Source organism: Streptomyces sp. NPDC050842, assembly GCF_044456565.1.
Classification (GTDB): Bacteria; Actinomycetota; Actinomycetes; order Streptomycetales; family Streptomycetaceae; genus Streptomyces.
This window is the reverse complement of sequence record NZ_JBITGA010000007.1, coordinates 333,085-350,726: the sequence shown is the minus strand read 5'-3', so window position 1 is coordinate 350,726 and position 17,642 is coordinate 333,085. Positions and strand designations below refer to the sequence as shown.

Sequence of the window (17,642 nt, the reverse complement as noted above, 5' to 3'; positions counted from 1 at the left end):
GGTACCGACTGTCGGTCCGGGATGGCAGGCTTGTCCTGTGACCGAGATTGACGTAAAGATCGATGCGCTCGTCCCCGCCTGGCTCTACGTGCCCGACATCGCGGAGATGCTCGATGTCGAGGTGACGCGCGTGCGGCAGCTGATCAAGGAAGGTCAGCTCATCGCCGTGCGCCGTGGAGAGAACAACGCCCTGCAGATCCCCGCCGCCTTCATCCAGGGCGACGCGATCGTCAAGGGGCTCGTCGGGCTCCTGACCGTCCTGCGGGACGACGGCTTCACCGACGAAGAGATGCTGGAGTGGCTCTTCACTCCGGACGAGAGCCTGCCGGGCACGCCCGCGCAGGCGCTCAACGAGAATCGCGGCACGGAGGTGAAGCGCCGCGCCCAGGCGCTCGCCCTCTGACACTCGCACGCACCGAAGACACCACCAGCGGGTGACGCGGTGGCCGGCCCCGCACGGGCCGGCCGCCGCGGCACCGGCGACACCGACGGGGGGAACCCACCCATGCCCACGCCTCGTGAGCGGCTCGCCGACGCCCGGCTCTACCTGTGCACCGACGCCCGGAAGCGCCAGGGCGACCTGCCCGCCTTCCTCGACGCCGTGCTCTCCTCCGGCGTGGACATCGTGCAGCTCCGCGACAAGGGCATGGAGGCCGGTGAGGAGCTGGAGCACCTCGCCGTCTTCGCCGAGGCCGCCCGCCGCCACGGCAAGCTCCTCGCGGTGAACGACCGGGCCGACGTCGCCCACGCCATCGGCTCCGACGTGCTCCACCTCGGCCAGGGCGACCTGCCCGTGCCCGCGGCCCGCGCGATCCTCGGCGACGAGATCCTGATCGGCCGTTCCTGCCACGCCGACTCCGAGGCGGCCGCGGCCGCCGTCGAACCGGGCGTGGACTACTTCTGCACCGGGCCCTGCTGGCCCACCCCCACCAAGCCCGGGCGGTACGCCCCGGGGCTCGACCTCGTGCGGTACGCGGCCGGTCTGGCTCAGAACCGCCCCTGGTTCGCCATCGGCGGCATCGACGAGACCAACCTCGACGAGGTCCTGGACGCGGGCGCCCGCCGGATCGTCGTCGTCCGCGCGATCACCGAGGCCGAGGACCCGGCGGCCGCGACCGCCGCCCTCGCCAAGCGCGTCCGCGAGCGCGCCGGGGCCTGAGCGGAGTCCGGGGCGGGGGTTCCGTAGCGGGTCCGTGGCGGGGTCCCCAGCGGTCCGTGGCGGGGGTCCTGGGTGGGTTCTCCGGGGTGCCCCTAGCGGCGTCCCGCAAGTTTGTCCGAAAAATTGTCCACAACGCGGACGCTGTCTACGCGGGTCCTCGTCCCCCGTCTAACCTGCCGGTATGGCCCTAGGTACCGCTTCCGTCCGCTCGGACCGCGCACGCACGGTCCGCGAGATCCTCGCCTCCGGCGGCACGTCGTACTCCTTCGAGTTCTACGCGCCGCGGACCGCGAAGGGCGAGCAGGGTCTCTGGAACGCGATGCGCCGGGTCGAGGCAGTCGGCCCCAGCTTCGTCTCCGTGACCTACGGCGCCGGCGGCACCACCCGGGGCGGCACGGTCAAGGCCACCCAGAAGATCGCCTCCGACACCACGCTCACCCCCGTCGCGCACCTCACCGCCGTCGACCACTCGGTGGCCGAACTGCGCAACGTCCTCGGCCAGTACGCCGACGCAGGCATCCGCAACATGCTCGCGCTGCGCGGCGACCCGGCCGGCGACCCGCTGGGGGAGTGGATCGAGCACCCGGAGGGCGTCCGGTACGCCGCCGACCTCGTCCGGCTCATCAAGGAGTCGGGAGACTTCTGCGTCGGCGTCGCGGCCTTCCCCGAGATGCACCCCCGCTCCACCGACTGGGACACGGACATCCGGCACTTCGTGGACAAGTGCCGCGCGGGCGCCGACTATGCGATCACCCAGATGTTCTTCGACCCGGAGAACTATCTGCGGCTGCGGGACAGTGTGGCGAAGGCCGGCTGCGAGACCCCGATCATCCCCGAGGTCATGCCCGTTGTGAACGTGAAGACCCTCGACCGGCTGCCCCAGCTGAGCAACGCCGCCTTCCCGGCGGATGTGAAAGACCGCATCCTCGCGGTCAAGGACGATCCGGCCGCTGTACGCTCCATTGGCATCGAGTTCGCGACGGAGTTCTGCGCGCGTCTGCTCTCCGAGGGTGTCCCCGGACTGCACTTCATCACGCTGAACAGCTCCACCGCGACGCTCGAGATCTACGAGAATCTCGGACTGCACCAGCGGTCGTGACCGGTCGTACCCGCCCCGACCCGCGGCGGTGACCGTGGAGAGGGGCGGCGGGGCATGGGGTGGACGGTCCTCTACATCGCATTCGGCGTGGTCGCGTTGTGGCTGCTGGGGGAGGTGCTCCTTCAGTACAAAGCGCGGCTGCGATGGCGATTGCTCGCCTTCACCGGCTTCCTCGGCGTCGTCCTCGGCGTGCTGCTGCCCTCGGTCGTGGTCATCATCGCCGGCGCGGTCGCCTTCGCCGTGGGCCAGACCTATGTGACGCTCTCCTTCCGCCGCGGCTTCTCCACCGGCTGGGCGATCGGCGGGAACCCGGGCGCCAGCCGCCGCCGCAAGGCGGGTGCCCAGGCCCAGGCAGGGCCCACACTCGAAGTCACCGAGGTCTCGTACGACGCCGTCGACGCCTACGCCCCGGCCGACGGCGAGCGCTACGACGCCGCCACCGCCGCCGAGACCACCGCGGTCTACGAGCCCCAGCCGCTGCCGGACGACACCGGCCAGTACGGGATCTACGGCATCGGCCACCAGGGCACCGGCCACCAGGACGGCGGCCACGACGGCGGTCACCACGGCACCGGTCACCAGGACTCCGGTCAGGGCGCGGGATACGGCACGGGCTACGAGCAGCCGCAGCAGCCCGCCTACGACCCGTACGCCCCGGCGTACGAGCAGCAGCAGCCGGCCTACGACTACGGCGCGCCCGCCCCGCAGCAGCAGTACGCCGCCTACTCCGACCCGTACATCGGCCCGGGCACGGACGGCCAGCAGTACACCTCGTACTACGGAGACCCCTACGCGCCGTCGTACACCTACGACACCCCGCCCGGCGGCGTCTGGGTCCCGCAGCAGCGCGACACCGAACAGCCCCCGCAGCAGGCGCCGCAGCCGCAGGCCCCGTACGGCTACGAGCAGCACCCGGACGAGCAGCAGCAGTACCGCTACTGAGCGGGCGCCGGCGGGCCTGTCACCGTGAGCCGCGGAACTCCGCGCCCTCCACGATCAGGCCCGCCACCAGCGCACCCGACATGCCCGCGTGGGCGAGCCCGCCGCCCGGGTGGGACCAGCCGCCCGCGAACCAGAGCCCCGGCAGCGGCGAGCGGTTGGCGGCCGGGAGCAGCAGCCCGCGCGCGCCCCCGAGCGCGGGCCCCGGCACCTCCGCGGACCCGGTGTCCCGCCGTACGTCCTCCGGCGTGCGGACGTGCCGCCACAGCAGCCGCTCCCGCAGCCCCGGCACCGCCTCCCCGGCCGCCTCGACCATCCGGTCGGCGAAGGCCGCCCAGTCCCGTGTCTCCCCGTCCTGTGTCTCCCCGTCCCGGGGCTCCCGGCCCGGAGACGTACGGACCGTCGCCGTGACCGTCACCGACTCGTGCTCCGCGTCGGGCCGCAGCGCCGGGTCGTCCGGCCGCAGCACCGTCACGGCCGGCCGCTCGCCGGCCGCGTGCACGACCGTGCGGTGGACCGCCGCCGCCTCCCGGGGCCCGCGCAGGGCCAGACAGACCGTCACCCGGCTGGTCCGGTTGAGCTGGTGGTGCGGCCGGTCGTCGCCGTGGCCCCACTCGACGACATGCTCGTCGTACAGCGCGGGCACCGGCGCACCGGAGACCACGTGGTCCGCCTCGACCGTCTCGCCCCCGGGGAGCCGGACGCCGACCGCCCGGCCGTCCTTCTCCAGGACGTCCTCGACCGCCGTCTCGAAGACGAACTCCACCCGCCGCTTCCGGCACCGCTCGTACACCGCGTCGGCGAGCGCCCGCAGGCCCCCGCCCACGTACCAACTGCCGAACGTCTGCTCCATGTACGGCAGGACGGCGGCCGCGGCCGGGGCGGTCGCCGGGTCGAAGCCGTACGACCACGCGTACGCGTCGAGCAGGGCGGCGAGCCGGGGGTCGCCCAGCTCCCGCGCCCCGACCTGGGCGAGCGTCGTCGTCGGGCGGCGCAGCAGGCCGGCCTTGAGCGCCGGGTACGGTTCCCGGGCCAGCGGCGCCGGGTCCGCCGGCTGCGGCTCCTCCAGGAGCGGGCGCCGGGTGCGGTCCCAGGCCTCGCGGGCCCGCACCAGGAACGCGCCCCAGCGCTCGCCCGCGCCCGCGCCGAGCGCCGCGTCGAGGGCGGCGACCGTGCCTGCGCGGGAGGCGTTCGGCAGGTCGACGCGCGTGCCGTCGGCGAAGACATGACGGCTCGCCGGATCGACCTGGGTCAGCGCGACACACTCCTCCAGGGGCTCCTTGCCCGTCTTCACGAACAGGTCCCGGTAGACGGCGGGCAGATGCAGCAGCCCCGGGCCGGTGTCGAAGGCGAAGCCCTCGCGGGCGAAGCGGCCGACCGCCCCGCCGTACGTCGCCGTCCGCTCGTACACCGTCACCCGGTGGCCCGCCACGGCCAGTCGGGCCGCCGTCGCCATGGCGCCGAGTCCCGCGCCGATCACCACAATCCGTGCCATGTCAGCGACCCTATCCGGCAGGTCGGACACCGCTCAGAAGTGGTCGGACTCGTCCGGTGGGGGAGGTGTCCGCACACGTCTCCCCGGGGCGGCGTCCATGAGGTGCCTCTCCTCACGGCGCTGGGACCTGCGGCGCAGGAAGCGGCGGATCTTCTGGGCGAGGAAGAACAGTATGGCCAGGCCGAGGACGAGCAGGACGGCCGCGATGCTCGCCGCCGCCACGGGGTTGAAGATCGCGAAGGTGACGATCGCGGCCACCCCGAGGTCCTCCGCCAGGCTCAGCGCGACGTTGGAGAACGGCTCCGGCGTGGTGTTGACCGCCATCCTCGTCCCGGCCTTGACGAAGTGGCTCAGGAGGGCCGTCGTGCCGCCGACCGCGCCCGCCGCGAGCTCCGGCAGCGAGCCGTTCTGGCCGGCGAGCAGGGCGGCGACCACGGCCCCCGCGATCGGCCGGATCACGGTGTGGACGGAGTCCCAGGCCGAGTCGACGTACGGAATCTTGTCCGCCACCGCCTCGCACAGGAACAGCACGCCCGCGACGACGAGGACATCGGTGCGCTGCAAGGACTCGGGCACCTCGTCGGTCAGCCCGGTCGCGCCGAAGATGCCGAACAGCAGGACCACCGCGTACGCGTTGATCCCGCTAGCCCAGCCGCTGGTGAACACCAGGGGGAGTACCGACACGCCCGCGATCGTAACCAGGACTGAGTATCCGTACCTAGAGGTCGAGATGAGTAGGTACGCGGATGGGCTCGGACCGGCCGAGAAGGAAGAGTGGAGCCCACGGAAGGGGCGCGGCTCCGGTACCGCCGGCACGGGGCTGCGGAACGGGGCCGCGTGCCTGCCGGCTCCGGGGTACGGGGGATGTGCCACGGGGGTGCACGGGGGTGCACGCGAAGAAGGAAGCCGGTGCGGCGAGGCTCGGGGGGATCGAGCCTCGCCGCACCGGCCTCTTCGCGTGGTGGGGAGGGCGGTTCGGACGGGTCGCGGGCCTCGTCAGTAGCTGTAGGCCGCGCCGTGAGTGGCGGCGATCCTGCCCGAGGCGTGGCCGTCGTGGATCTTCAGCGGGTTGCCGTCGACGTTCCGTACCTTCAGCGTCATCCGGATCTGGGTGCAGCCGCCGAGCTGTGCCTTCGTCAGGCGCAGGGTGTTCGCCGCCGTCTGGTGGTGCTTGGCGTTGCTGATGTTCCACACCGAGACCGGGCCCTTGATCGGGCCGCCGCACAGTGCGCCGTCCGCGTTCCTGGGCTGCGCCTCGACCCAGGTCTCGGCGCGGGTGAAGGTGTGGTCGGTGGTGCCGCCCGAGCAGATCCCGGAGCCGGCCATGCAGGTCGTCAGTTCCGCGTCCTGGTAGACGACGATGTCCTCGCCCGTCGGCGTGTTCGTGGAGCCGAGGGTGGAGACGGTGGCGCCGCGGGCGACCGTGGTGCCGCTGCCGGCGAGCAGCGTCCAGCGGGACATCGAGGAGTAGGTGGCCCTGGCCAGTTCGGCTCCGGCCGGCACGCGCATGGTGACGGTGCGGTCGCCGGTGATGATCGAGGAGTACGAGAGGATCGACAGGCGGCAGGTGTAGCTGCCGTCCGCGGGTGCGATGAACATCCAGCGGAGCCCTGCGGTCAGCGAGGTCTCGTTCGGCGGCACCAGGTTCGCCGCCCAGAAGGCCCCGGCCTCCGTCTCGGTCGGCAGGGCCGTGCCGTCCGCGTCGCGGCAGCGGATGGCGAAGGTGTTGCCGATGTTGTCACCGGCCGCGAGCGCCGAGACCGGGCCCGTGGAGAAGTGCCGGGACCACAGGACCGAACGCTCGCCGGCGAGCGCGTCGAAGCCGATCTCCGTCCCCGGCACGTCGAGGTACGTGTCGGCGTTGCGGGTCACCTCGTACGCGAAGTCCGCCGACGCGGCGGTGGCGGGCGCGGCGCCGAGCGACGAGCCGCCCAGCGCGAGCGCGAGGACGCCGACCGCCGCCCGGCCCAGCTCCTTGATCCTGCGGATTTTCACAGCGTTCTACCCCCATGGTGTGGTGTGAGACGAGTGATCGTCGCACACCACACCATGGGTGCCTACCGGCCGCCGACGCGGCCGTGGAGCAGGCGCGAGAGCGCCGCGTGCACGTCGTCGAGCGAACGCTCGCTCTGGAAGGCCTGCCAGTCGAGCGCCGCCACGAGCACCATGCCGACCAGCGCCGCCGCCGTCAGCTGGACGTCGATGTCCTCGCTCAGCTCACCGGCCGCGACCCCCTCCCGCAGGACCCCCTCGACCACCGCGACGGCTTCCTGGCGGACCACCAGCAGCGTGGAGTTCCAGGCCCGGTTGGTGCGCCAGAGCTCGGCCACGTACAGCTGGGTGAAGGCCGGGTAGCGGTCGATGAAGACGAGCCCCGCCCGGATCATCGCGTCGAGTGCGTCTATCCGGCTCCCGCCGCGCTCGGCGGTCTCCTGCTCCGCCGCCCGCAGCGAGGCCGTCAGCAGCGACACCCCGTGGCGCAGCAGCTCCTCGAAGAGCTCGGTCTTGCTCTTGAAGTTGTAGTAGACCGTGCCCTTGGCCACCCCGGCCCGCTCGGCGATCTCGTCGACCGTCGTCGCGGAGAATCCCTGCTCCGCGATGAGGGTGACGGCCGCCTCGTAGAGCTTCGCGCGGGTGGCCTGGCGTCGGGTGCTGCTGCTGTCCATGGGGTCGATTCTCACAGGTGTCGCGGGTGTCACCGGCCCTGTCTCACAGGGTCAGCTCGGGGTGGAGTCGGTCGAGCGTCCAGACCTGCCGCTTGCGGGCGGAGACGGCGGTCAGGGCCAGGGCGCCCAGGGTGAACGCGGTCAGCACCGCGCAGGCCTGCCAGACCGGTTCGATCCCGCCGCCCGTGATCAGTCGGCGCAGCGCCTCGACCACGTAGGTCATCGGCAGGAAGGGGTGGATCGCGTTGAAGAAGCCCGGGCTGGTCTGGACGGGGTACGTGCCGCCCGCCGAGGTCAGCTGGAGCATGAGCACCGCGAGCACGAGGATCCGGCCGGCCGCGCCGAAGCGGGCGTTGAGCCACTGGATGATCGCGGCGAAGCAGCAGGTGACCAGGGCGAGGAAGCCGACCGTGCCGGCGGCCCTGGCCATCTGGAGACCGAGGCCCCAGTGCAGGACCGACATGAGGGCCCCGACCTGGAGGACGCCGATCGCCGCCACCGGGAGCCAGCCCGCCAGCGCGATCCGCCAGGCGGAGCCGCCGGCGGCGAGGGCACGCCGGTTCAGCGGCTGGATGATCATGTACGCGACCATCGCGCCGACCCAGAGGGAGAGCGGGATGAAGTACGGGGCGAAGCCGGTGCCGTAGTTGGGCGCCTTGTGCATCGACTGCGAGGCCAGCTGCACCGGGTCGGCCATGACCTCCGTACGCCGGTCGCGGTCCTTCTCGTCGTAGTCGGGGATCTGCTTGACGCCGTCGTGCAGACCGACGGCCAGCGCGCCGGAGCCGTCGGCCAGCTTGAACAGACCGCCGTCGAGCTCGCCCGCGCCCTTCTTGAGCTTGCCGACGCCGGTGTCGAGGTTCGCCGACCCGGTCTTGGCGCCGCCGATGCCGGTGTGCAGCCGGTCCGCGCCGTCGGCGACCTTCCTGGCGCCCGCGTTGAGCTCGTTGATCTTCCTGATGGCGCCCTCGACGTCCTCGTCGAGGTGCGGGGCGCGGACGGCCAGCTCGTCGGCCTGCTTCTTGAGCGTGACGAGCCGCGCGTCCAGGGTCTTGAGGTCGCCGGTGCTGTCCTTGGTCAGGACGTGCACGTCGTCGGCGATGGTGGCCACGTCGTCGGCGCTGACCGAGGCCTCCTTGAGCACCTTGCACACCCGCGCGTCCGGCTCCGGCTTCGTCTCGCACTCCTCGCGGTGGAGGGCGGCGAGGCCGTCGTCCGCCTTGTGCGCGGCGGCCCGGACGATCGGGGCACGCCTCACGAGGTCGTCGAGGTTGTTGCGGACGGCCACGATGGAGTCCGAGGCGAGGCGGGCGCTGTCGCGGATCGACGTGCCGTTGTTCGCCAGGTACGGGCGGACCTTGTCGGCGGTGCCGTTCACCTTGTCGGCGAGCTCCTGCGTGCCCTTCGCGACCTTGCGGGAGCCGCTCTCCAGGTCCTTGGCGCCCTTGTCGAGCTTCTTCAGCCCGGCGGCCAGGTCGCCGCTGCCCTGCTTGGCGTCCTTGAGGCCGTCGGCCAGGTCCTTGGAGCCCTTCTTCGCCTTGTCCACACCGTCCTTGAGGTCGTCCGCGCCCTTGGCGGCCTTCGCGGTGGCGTCGTGGATGTCGGAGAAGGAGATGAAGATCTTGTCGAGGAAGGTGCGCGAGGATTTCGTGGAGGCGGCCGTGCGCACCTCGGAGAAGACCGTGCGGGAGATCTGGCCGACGATGTAGTTGTTGGCGTCGTTCGTCCGGACCCGCAGGGCGCCGGTCTCGGGGGAGTCGCCGGAGCTGGAGGCGATCCGCGAGCTGAAGTCGCCGGGCATCGTCAGGGACAGGTAGTACGTCCCGTCCTCGACGCCCTTGCGCGCCTCGGCGTCGCTCACCCGGTGCCACGCGAAGGTGTTGCTCTCCAGGAGCCCCTCGGCGATGTCGTCACCGGCGTTGATCTTCTTGCCGTCGGCGGTGGCGCCCCGGTCCTCGTTGACGAGGGCGACGGGGATCTTGTCGAGCCTGCTGTACGGATCCCAGAACGAGTACAGGTACAGGGCGCCGTAGAGCAGCGGCAGCAGCAGGATCGCGACGAGCGCGGCGCGCGGGAGTTTTCCCCTGCCGAAGCGCTTCAGCTCAAGAGCGGCCAGTTTCGGCGAGCGCATCGGCCGCCCCCTCCTCGGTGTCGTCTGCGGTGTCTGCGGTGTCTGCGGTGTCGCCTTCGGCGGTGGCGGGCTTGGCCTCGGTGGGCTCCGGCTCTGCTTCCGGCTCCTCGGGCTCCGCGGGCTCCTCCGGCTCCGCCGGCTCCTTGGCCTCTTCGGGCTCATCGGGATCCGCCGCGTCGGCGATCGTCGTGATCCGCTGGGCGTCCGCCGGGGCCTCCGCGCAGACGGCGAGGACGGTCGTCCCGGCCTCGGCCACCGAGCGCAGCAGCGCCCAGGCCTCGGCCCGGTCGGCGTCCGAGAGCTTGAGGTCCGTGTCGTCCAGGGCGAGCAGCCGGGGCCGGCCGATGAGGGCCAGGGCGATCGACAGCCGCAGCGCTTCGAGCCGCTCCAGATCGCGCACGGAGGTCCGCTCGCCCTTCGGCAGGGCGGCGAGGTCGAGGCCGGAGGCCGCGACGGCCTCGTCGATCCGGGCCCGCGCCTCCGCCGCCCGCTCGGCGGGGCGCCGCAGGAGCGCCCGTACGGAACCGTCGAAGCGGCGCTGGAGCAGGACCCGCTCGCGCAGGTGCTCGGCGACCGTGAAGGCGGGGTCCAGCTCGCTCACGCCGGGCACCTGGCCGAGCGCGCTGATCCGGCGCACCGCGCCCAGCTTGCGGGGCAGTCGCACCCCGCCGACCTCGGCGTGTCCCTCCGTGGCCTTCATGCGGCCCGTGAGGGCGAGCAGCAGGCACGTACGGCCGGAGCCGGACGGTCCCTCGATCGCCACCAGCGCGCCCGGCCCGGCCCGGAAGGAGACCTCCCGGAAGGCCCAGCCGCGAGGCCCCTTCAGTCCGAAGCCGTCCGCGACGACGGCGGCGCCGTGCGGCTGCTCCTCTGCCTCCGCTCCCACGGGCCCACCCCCACTTCCCCATTTTTGAACTGACTGGTCAGTGCAAAAGCTACCCCGGGGTAGTGGATCAGGCAAAACCCCAGGTCAGCCGGATTGTCAGTGGGTGCCTGCACGATGGACACATACGGCCACAGCGCCGTCACGCGACGACAGGAGGCACGTCATGGCCAGCCCTTCCGCAGCAGCCGCGCCCCGCCCCCGCCCCCTCCCTCTCTCCGGCGGTCATGCCACCCCCGCAGCGTCCGGACCCGCGTCCGACGTCCACCCCGTCCCGCGCCGCGCCACCGCCCCGCCCGCCGCCCTCGACCTGCTCGCCAAGGCCCGCACCGGACTGGTCGAGGCCGCCTCGCTCGACCGGCCCCACGAGCGGTACGCCACCGCCCACCTCGCCGCCCTGCGGGCCGCGGCCGCCGTGCTCGCCGCCCGGGGCAGGCCCGAGACCTCCCCCCGCCACCGGCAGCGCATAAGGAGCGCCTGGGAGCTGCTTCCCCAGCTCGCGCCCGAGCTGACCGAGTGGAGCGCCCTCTTCGCCTCCGGCGCCCAGCGCAGGGCCCGCGCCGAGGCCGGCATCACGAGCGCGGCGAGCCGACGCGAGGCGGACGACCTGCTCCGGGACGCCGCCCTGTTCCTGCGGCTGGTCGAGCGCTTGCTCGCCCTCCAGCCGGTGCTGCCCCGCCAGCCGGGGGCCGGAGAGGCCGGCGGATGATCCGAAACGCAGGCCCGAGGCCATAGGGTGGGGAGCGTCCGTACCCGTCACCGAGGAGTCAACAGCCGTGCCGGACCCTTCCCCTGTCTTCGGTCGAGAGGCGTCGTCGCGACCGTCGCGCGCCTCCCTGCGTACCGCCGTCGTCTGGGACGTCCTGAAGGACGCCCTCGACCGCCGGGCCAAGGCCACCGGGAAGGACAGCCTCGATGTCCTCGACACGGGCGGCGGCTCCGGGAACTTCGCCGTACCGGCGGCCCGCCTCGGTCACCGCGTCACCGTCGTCGACCCCAGCCCCAACGCGCTCTTCGCGCTGGAGCGACGGGCCGCCGAGGCCGGGGTCGCCGACCGGGTCACCGGTGTCCAGGGCGACGTCCGGGGTCTCTTCGACGTGGTCGAGCGCGAGGGGTACGACGTCGTGCTCTGCCACGGCGTCCTGGAGTACGTCGACGACCCCGCCGAGGGCGTGCGCAACGCGGTCGCCGCGCTCCGCGCCGGCGGCAGCCTCAGCCTGCTCGCCGCCGGGCTCGGCGGCGCCGTGCTGGCCCGTGCGCTCGCCGGACACTTCACCGAGGCCCGGCACGCGTTGAACGACCCCGACGGCCGCTGGGGCGCGGGCGACCCCGTGCCCCGGCGCTTCACCGCCGAGCAGCTCGCCGAGCTGACGGCGGACGCCGGACTCGAGATCGGCGCCGTGCACGGCGTCCGGGTCTTCGCCGACCTGGTTCCGGGCGTCCTCGTGGACACCGAACCGGGCGCAGCGGAGGCCCTGCTCAAGCTGGAGGCCGCGGCCGCGGAGCTGCCCTCCTTCCACGCCATCGCCACCCAGCTGCACGTTCTCGGCGAGAAGCGAGCCTGACAGCCACCGGCACCCGTTCGGCGGTGCGGGCAACGGGCGTCGATGGAGTACGCCACTGCCCGCCCGATCTGGGGTTCGGCCCCGTATGATCGGGGGACACCATCCGGCATGACGGAGATGGCGCTGGGGAATCAACGCCTCAGCAACCGATCCGCATGGCGGCCCGGATTGGCTATTCGGCATTGTGGGCGGGTTTCACGGGGGCGATTCCCTGCCTATCCTGAAAGGGCCGCAAACCGGTCGCCCCCGCGACCGACGACTAGGAGGACTCCGTGCCGCTCTCGGAGCACGAGCAGCGAATGCTCGAGCAGATGGAGCGAGCGCTGTACGCCGAAGATCCCAAGTTCGCGACAGCGCTCGAGGGAAGCGGGCTGCGTACGTACACCCGCCGACGGGTTTACCAGGCAGTCGCCGGCTTCCTGGTGGGTATCGCGCTCCTCATGGCCGGAATGGTCGCACAGCAGATCTGGATCAGCGTGGTGGGATTCCTCGTCATGCTGGGCTGCGCGGTCCTGGCGGTCACCGGATGGCGCAAGGCGCCCAAGCCAGGTGAGCAGCAGGCCAGTGGCGGGACGGCGACCAGTGGTCGTCAGACCCGGCAGCGACGCTCCACCATGAATCGGATCGAAGAGCGGTGGCAGCGCCGCCGCGACGAACAGCAGGGCGGCGGCCACTGACGGCCCCCTGAGCGGCAGCCCCGCACCCCTTACACGACCGAGCCCCGCAGGGCCCGCGCCACGACGCGCGATGCCCTGCGGGGCTCGGCCGTTCCCCCGGCCGTCCTGGGGACAGAGAAAGAGGGCGGGGCCGCCGGTGGCGACCCCGCCCCCCTTGGCCCCGTCAGCCCGCTTCGCGGGGGGTACGGCGGAACAGGGACGTCGTGCGCGACACCAGCGCGTGGCGGCGTACCGACCACGTCGCCGTCGCGGACGACCAGCGGGCCGAGGCCTCCCAGCGGAGGCGGACCGCCGAGCGCGGGGCCAGGGTGGCGCGGAGGCGCGCAGGGCGGTCGGCGCTCGCGTGGAAACCCGCCCTGATCCGGGCGGCCTCCTCGGCGAGACCCGCGGCCGGTACGGGCCGGGGCGCGTAGAGGGCCTCCTCCACCGCACGGGCCACGCGATGCACCGCGTCCGCCGGCTCGCCCGTCAGCTCACCCAGTCGGACCATTCGCGCCGCCGTCTTCCTCGGCGTCATCGACTCGTCCGGCTCGACCCCGTAGTCCCAGGCCGTGTCGGTGATCTCCTGCCAGACGGCGAGCGTCCGCGCCGCCAGGTCCTCCGGGCCGCGTCCGCCGCCCGGACCGAGCCGCCGCGCCCGCACGCGGGTCCGCCACAGCAGCGGAACGAACGGCAGCGCGAGCACCAGGAGCGCCCCCAGGGACAGCAGCACCACCTTCAGCGGATCCGCACCGGAACCGTCCGAGAAGTCACCGCCCACGGCGGCGTCCGGACCGCAGTCGCCGAGCTTCTTCATCTGCGGTGTGCAGCTCTCCGAGGCGCTCGGCGCGGCGGACGGCTGCGCCGAGGCGCTCTGCTGGGGCTGCGTGGGACCGGTGGCCGTGCCCGAGGGCGTGTTCTGCCGGGTGTACGCCGGGGTGGAGCCCCGCGACGGCGTCGGCTCGAACCGCATCCAGCCCGCCCCGTCGAAGTACAGCTCGGGCCAGGCGTGCGCGTCCCGGATACCCACCGAGACCGAGCCGTCGGTCTGCGTCGTGCCCGGCATGAAGCCGACGGCCACCCGCGCGGGGATGCCGAGCGAGCGGGCCATCGCCGCCATGGAGAAGGAGAAGTGGACGCAGAAGCCCTCCTTGTCCTTCAGGAAGCGGGAGATCGCCTGCACCCCGGTGCCGGAGCTCACCTCGACGTCGTAGCGGAAGCCGCCGTCCTCGGCGAACCAGTCCTGGAGCTTCACCGCCTTCGCGTAGTCGTTGCGCGCGCCCTTGGTGACCTCCCGGGCCTTCGCCCGGACGTCGGCGGGGAGGGACTCGGGGACCTTCGTGTACTCGGCGCGCAGCTTCTCCGGGGCGGTCCCGGCGGCGGCCAGCTGCCCGGACGTGGGCTGCACGTCCAGGCTGGAGACCTGGTAGCGGACGCCGGCGGTGTTCTGCTTGTCGTCGCCGACGAGCATCCGGCCGGCCGGCTCGAAGCGCCACTTCCCGCCGATGTCGACCCGGCCCGCCGGGTACGGCATGGGCAGCCACCGCTGCTCGTACGCGTCGGAGGCGACGATGTTGGTGGTCACCTCGCTGACCTTGACGTCCTGGCCGAGCCCCTCGGGCCACGGCAGCTGCTTCGGCACGTCCTCGATCGGGCGGACCGAGGACTTCCAGGAGGCGCCGTCGAACTGGTCGAGGGCGACGAGGCGCAGGTACAGGCCGCTGTTGTCGAGGGCGTTGGTCCGGTAGCGGAGGACCTCCCGGTCCTCGGGCTGGCGCAGATTGTCCTGGAGGGAGACCAGCGGGTTCACGGCGGAGATGGTGCCGCCCTTGCCCGAACCCCCGTTCCCCTCGCCGCTGCCGCCGCCGAACACGCCGCCGGAGAGACCCGGCAGCGCGAGCGGCACCACCATGGCGACGCCCATCGCGACGGCGCCGATCCGGCGGCCGGTGCGGGCCGGGGCGAAGGCGGGACCGCCGCTCGCGACCGTCGAGCCCGGCCGGCCGGCACGCTGGGCGCCGCCGAAGACCCGCCCCCACTGGGAGAGCCGGTCGCGGCCCTCCGCGAGGAGCAGCAGCAGATAGCCGGAGGCCGCGAGGAGGAACCAGAGCCAGCCCGCGCCGCCACCGGAGAGACCGGCGGCCACCGAGTACAGAGCGAGCAGCGGAAGACCGGCCGGGGCCGCCCTGCGGAAGGTGACCGCGAGGGCGTCCACCAGGAGCCCGATCGCGACCACGCCGCCGACGAGCATGAGCCGGATGCCCTCGGTGTCCGGCGCCGGGATTGCGTACCGGCCGACGTCCTCGGCGCCCGCAGAGAACAGGTCGACGGCGTGCGCGAGGGCCTCCGGGCCGGGGATCAGCCAGAGGACCGCCTGCTCCCGGGCGAAGAACAGGGTCAGCGCGAGCAGTATGACGGCCGCCTGCGCCAGCAGGGTCAGCGGGCGGGCCAGCGGCACCCGCCGGGCCAGCGTGCCCACGCCGCTCACCAGAGCGAGGACGAAGGCCGCCGTGAAGATCCAGGTCGCCGGCTTCACCAGCGGGAGCAGCGCCCCGGCCGCCATCAGGGTGGCGGCCCAGGAGGCGAGGGTCAGCCGTGCGCGGCCGCTCATGACCAACCTCCGTAGGTGTCGGCGGCGGATTCCGTACGGGCTCCGGCCGCCTGCTGCCACACGTCGCCGATCCGCGCCCCGGGCGCCACGGCCAGTGCCGTCCAGCCCGCCTCGCGCAGCTGCCGTACGCGGTTCTCGACCGCGCCGCTGACCGCGCCGCCCGTCAGCCAGGTGCCCGAGTCCAGGACGAACGCCACGGCCGCGCCGGTCCGCCCGCGCATCCGGGCGGTCAGGGCCGCCTGCTCCTCGTCGAGGTCGCCGAGGAAGGCGATGAGCAGCCCTTCGTTGCCGCCGCGCAGCACGTCGGAGGCGCGGGAGAGCCCGGCACCTTCGGAGTGGTCGACGATCGCGAGGGTGTCCATCATCAGACCGGCCGTGTCGGCAGAGTCCTGCGTCGAGCCGGCGAAGCCGTCGGAGCCCTCGGGCACCGCGCTGCCGGTGTCGGTGAGCAGCCGGACCGCGTAGCCGCGCTCCAGCATGTGCACCAGGGAGGACGCGGCGCCGGAGACCGCCCACTCGAAGGCGGAGTCGGGGCCGGTGCCCTGGTAGGCGACCCGGCGGGTGTCGAGGAGCACGGTGCAGCGGGCCCGCTGCGGCTGCTCCTCGCGCCGGACCATCAGCTCGCCGTAGCGGGCGGTGGAGCGCCAGTGCACCCGGCGCAGGTCGTCGCCGTGCCGGTAGGCGCGCGGGATGACGTCGTCGTCGCCGGCGAGCGCGAGGGAGCGCTGCTGCCCGTCGCCGTACCCCGCGGCCTCGCCGGCGAGCTTCACCGGGGGCAGCGCCTCCGTGCGCGGGACGACGGTGAGGGTGTCGTAGGCGCTGAAGGCACGGGTCAGCTCGCACATCCCGAAGGGGTCGTTGAGCCGCAGCTGGAGCGGGCCCAGCGGGAAGCGTCCCCGCAGGTCGGAGCGGACCCGGTAGGAGACCTCGCGCCGACCGCCCGCCTCGACCCGGTCGAGGACGAAGCGGGGGCGGGGTCCCAGCATGTACGGCACGTGGTCCTGGAGCATGAGCAGCCCGGTGGGGAGCTTGGAGACGTTCTCCATCCGGAGCTGGACCCGGGCCTCGGAGCCCGCCTCGACCCGCTGCGGGGTGAGGCGGCGGGAGGCCGCGACGCGGTAGCGCGTGCGGTGCAGCACGAGGACGCAGATCAGCGGCAGGGCGGCGAGGAGCAGCCCGACGCGCAGCAGATCGGCCTGGCCGAGGACGTACGCGCAGACGGCGGCGGCCACCCCGGCGGCGAGGAAGGACCGGCCGCGGGTGGTGAGACCGCCGAAGGCGGCCCGCAGCCCGCCCCGGTCGTCCTCGCCCCGCTGCCCGTCCGGTACGGCAGCGCCTCTCATCACAGCCGCCGGGCGCCGGGCTGCTGCTGGCCGTAGAGCGGTCCGGCGGGCGGGGCCGCGGCCGGGACGGGGGTGCGCTGGAGGATGTCCTGGACGACCTGCTCGGCGGTGCGCCGGTTCAGCTGGGCCTGTGCCGTCGGCATCAGCCGGTGGGCGAGGACGGGCGCGGCGAGGGCCTGGAGGTCGTCCGGCAGGACGTACTCGCGGCCGCTCAGCGCGGCGGACGCCTTGGCTGCCCGCAGCAGGTGGAGCGTGGCCCGGGGCGAGGCGCCGAGCCGCAGGTCGGCGTGGGTGCGGGTGGCGGCGACGATGTCGACCGCGTACCGGCGGACGGAGTCGGCGACGTGGACCGCGCGCACCGCTTCGATCAGCTTCACGATGTCGTGGGCGTGGGCGACCGGCTGGAGGTCGTCCAGCGGGGACACCGAGCCGTGCGTGTCGAGCATCTGGAGCTCGGCCTCGGCGCTCGGGTAGCCGATGGAGACCCGGGCCATGAAGCGGTCGCGCTGGGCCTCGGGCAGCGGGTAGGTGCCCTCCATCTCCACCGGGTTCTGGGTGGCGACGACCATGAACGGGCCGGGCAGCTCGTACGTCTGGCCGTCGACGGTGACCTGCCGCTCCTCCATGGACTCCAGGAGCGCGGACTGGGTCTTCGGCGACGCGCGGTTGATCTCGTCGCCGATCACGATCTGCGCGAAGATCGCGCCCGGCTTGAACTCGAACTCCCGGCGCTGCTGGTCGAAGATCGACACGCCCGTGATGTCCGAGGGCAGCAGGTCGGGGGTGAACTGGATGCGGCGCACCGAGCAGTCGATGGACCGCGCAAGGGTCTTGGCCAGCATGGTCTTGCCGACGCCGGGGACATCCTCGATGAGGAGGTGCCCCTCGGCGAGCAGCACGGTCAGAGAAAGCCGTACGACCTCGGGCTTGCCCTCGATCACACTCTCCACCGACCTGCGGACACGCTCCGCGGTCGTGGTCAGATCAGTGAGGCTCGCTCGATCGTCATAGGTCGTCACCCGGCCCTCCTCGGCCTTCCGGAACACGGACACCTGCCCCCGGGGACATGTTTCGGGGGGTGTCACCCGAGCATTC

The 17,642-nt window shown here is 73.0% G+C and carries 16 protein-coding genes; 7 read left to right on the top strand and 9 right to left on the bottom strand.

What is annotated here, in order from left to right; all coding sequences use genetic code 11:
* Window positions 1–37: 37 nt before the first annotated feature.
* The 4 genes from ACIBG6_RS25275 (at window position 38) to ACIBG6_RS25260 (ending at window position 3,200) form a co-directional block, all read left to right on the top strand.
* Window positions 38–403 carry an Rv2175c family DNA-binding protein gene (locus ACIBG6_RS25275; RefSeq protein WP_267043143.1) on the top strand — a complete coding sequence of 122 codons (366 nt, stop codon included), beginning with the start codon at window positions 38–40 and terminating at the stop codon, window positions 401–403.
* A 102-nt stretch (window positions 404–505) separates the two neighbouring features.
* Complete coding sequence (gene thiE, locus ACIBG6_RS25270) at window positions 506–1,159, top strand: thiamine phosphate synthase (protein WP_399224839.1); 654 nt, start codon at window positions 506–508, stop codon at window positions 1,157–1,159.
* A 181-nt stretch (window positions 1,160–1,340) separates the two neighbouring features.
* The gene (gene metF / locus ACIBG6_RS25265) at window positions 1,341–2,258 is read left to right on the top strand and encodes a methylenetetrahydrofolate reductase [NAD(P)H] (RefSeq protein WP_399224838.1); all 918 of its coding nucleotides are present in this window, start codon (window positions 1,341–1,343) and stop codon (window positions 2,256–2,258) included.
* 54 nt (window positions 2,259–2,312) lie between these two features.
* The gene (locus tag ACIBG6_RS25260) at window positions 2,313–3,200 is read left to right on the top strand and encodes a hypothetical protein (protein WP_399224837.1); all 888 of its coding nucleotides are present in this window, start codon (window positions 2,313–2,315) and stop codon (window positions 3,198–3,200) included.
* Between the two features lie 19 nt (window positions 3,201–3,219).
* Here ACIBG6_RS25260 and ACIBG6_RS25255 read toward each other — a convergent pair whose 3' ends face one another.
* The 6 genes from ACIBG6_RS25255 to ACIBG6_RS25230 all read right to left on the bottom strand — a co-directional run bounded on the left by ACIBG6_RS25255 (window position 3,220) and on the right by ACIBG6_RS25230 (window position 10,375).
* The gene (locus tag ACIBG6_RS25255; RefSeq protein ID WP_399224835.1) at window positions 3,220–4,692 is read right to left on the bottom strand and encodes a phytoene desaturase family protein; all 1,473 of its coding nucleotides are present in this window, start codon (window positions 4,690–4,692) and stop codon (window positions 3,220–3,222) included.
* A 33-nt stretch (window positions 4,693–4,725) separates the two neighbouring features.
* Entirely contained in the window at window positions 4,726–5,376 is a 651-nt protein-coding gene (locus ACIBG6_RS25250; RefSeq protein ID WP_399224834.1) for a DUF4126 domain-containing protein, read from the bottom strand.
* Between the two features lie 312 nt (window positions 5,377–5,688).
* Window positions 5,689–6,687, bottom strand: a complete 999-nt coding sequence (locus ACIBG6_RS25245) for a hypothetical protein (protein ID WP_399224833.1) — start codon at window positions 6,685–6,687, stop codon at window positions 5,689–5,691.
* A gap of 62 nt (window positions 6,688–6,749) precedes the next feature.
* Window positions 6,750–7,358, bottom strand: coding sequence for a TetR/AcrR family transcriptional regulator (locus tag ACIBG6_RS25240; RefSeq protein ID WP_329623983.1), 609 nt, complete (start codon window positions 7,356–7,358; stop codon window positions 6,750–6,752).
* Window positions 7,359–7,401: 43 nt separating this feature from the next.
* Window positions 7,402–9,489, bottom strand: coding sequence for a YhgE/Pip family protein (locus tag ACIBG6_RS25235; RefSeq protein WP_399224832.1), 2,088 nt, complete (start codon window positions 9,487–9,489; stop codon window positions 7,402–7,404).
* Window positions 9,461–10,375 carry an ATP-binding cassette domain-containing protein gene (locus ACIBG6_RS25230; RefSeq protein WP_399224831.1) on the bottom strand — a complete coding sequence of 305 codons (915 nt, stop codon included), beginning with the start codon at window positions 10,373–10,375 and terminating at the stop codon, window positions 9,461–9,463. The genes ACIBG6_RS25235 and ACIBG6_RS25230 overlap by 29 nt, the downstream gene beginning before the upstream one ends.
* Before the next feature lie 163 nt (window positions 10,376–10,538).
* Here ACIBG6_RS25230 and ACIBG6_RS25225 point away from each other — a divergent pair, with 163 nt between their 5' ends.
* The 3 genes from ACIBG6_RS25225 (at window position 10,539) to ACIBG6_RS25215 (ending at window position 12,614) form a co-directional block, all read left to right on the top strand.
* Window positions 10,539–11,081 (top strand): SAV_6107 family HEPN domain-containing protein, encoded by a 543-nt coding sequence (locus tag ACIBG6_RS25225; protein WP_399224830.1) that lies wholly within the window; start codon window positions 10,539–10,541, stop codon window positions 11,079–11,081.
* A gap of 67 nt (window positions 11,082–11,148) precedes the next feature.
* Window positions 11,149–11,937: a methyltransferase gene (locus ACIBG6_RS25220; RefSeq protein ID WP_399224829.1), complete on the top strand. Its 789-nt coding sequence runs from the start codon at window positions 11,149–11,151 to the stop codon at window positions 11,935–11,937.
* Between the two features lie 272 nt (window positions 11,938–12,209).
* Window positions 12,210–12,614 (top strand): DUF3040 domain-containing protein, encoded by a 405-nt coding sequence (locus ACIBG6_RS25215; protein WP_399224828.1) that lies wholly within the window; start codon window positions 12,210–12,212, stop codon window positions 12,612–12,614.
* Between the two features lie 163 nt (window positions 12,615–12,777).
* On the opposite strand, the gene ACIBG6_RS25210 is transcribed toward ACIBG6_RS25215, so the two are convergent.
* From ACIBG6_RS25210 to ACIBG6_RS25200, 3 genes are read right to left on the bottom strand one after another with little or no spacing between them, the layout of a single operon-like run.
* A complete protein-coding gene (locus tag ACIBG6_RS25210) occupies window positions 12,778–15,204 on the bottom strand; it encodes a DUF3488 and DUF4129 domain-containing transglutaminase family protein (RefSeq protein ID WP_399224827.1) in 2,427 nt (808 codons plus the stop codon).
* Window positions 15,201–16,547 (bottom strand): DUF58 domain-containing protein, encoded by a 1,347-nt coding sequence (locus ACIBG6_RS25205; protein WP_399224826.1) that lies wholly within the window; start codon window positions 16,545–16,547, stop codon window positions 15,201–15,203. Before ACIBG6_RS25205 ends, ACIBG6_RS25210 begins: the two co-directional genes overlap by 4 nt.
* Window positions 16,547–17,566: an AAA family ATPase gene (locus tag ACIBG6_RS25200; protein WP_399224824.1), complete on the bottom strand. Its 1,020-nt coding sequence runs from the start codon at window positions 17,564–17,566 to the stop codon at window positions 16,547–16,549. Before ACIBG6_RS25200 ends, ACIBG6_RS25205 begins: the two co-directional genes overlap by 1 nt.
* Window positions 17,567–17,642: the final 76 nt, after the last annotated feature.